1 protein-coding gene is annotated in these 575 nt (G+C 63.7%); it reads right to left on the reverse strand.

What is annotated here, in order from left to right; translation table 11 throughout:
- On the reverse strand, nt 1-575 hold a 575-nt coding region (locus G7A99_RS24025; protein ID WP_163144589.1), incomplete at both ends, for a carbohydrate ABC transporter permease.

Here is a 575-nt window from a genome sequence, read left to right on the forward strand (position 1 = left end):
ACCACCGTCAGGACACCGATCGCCGCAAGCAGGCCCCAGTCGATGCCGGTGGCGGTCTGGGTGCGCGTCATCGCCGCAACGATCGGCTTGGCGTTCGTGCTGGTGAGCTGGGAGGCGAGCAACAGCTCCACCCAGCTGAACATGAAGCAGAAGAAGGCCGTGACGCCGACGCCGGCCCTGATCAGCGGCAGGAATATCAGCGTGAAGAACCGCGGCCAGCTGTAACCGTCGATATAGGCGGTCTCGTCCACCTCCCGCGGGACCCCGGACATGAAGCCCTCGAGGATCCAGACCGCCAGCGGCACGTTGAACAGCGTGTGCGCCAGGGCCACGGCGATGTGGGTGTCGAACAGACCCACCGTCTTGTAGAGCTGGAAGAATGGCAGCAGAAAGACCGCCGGCGGCGCCATGCGGTTGGTCAACAGCCAGAAGAACAGGTGCTTGTCGCCGAGGAAACTGTAGCGCGAGAACGCGTAGGCCGCCGGTAGCGCCACGGCCAGCGAGATGACCGTGTTCATCGCCACGTAGATGATCGAGTTCAGGAACGGCCAGTACCACGTCGGGTCCGTAAAGAT

The organism is Arhodomonas sp. KWT (genome assembly GCF_010993615.1).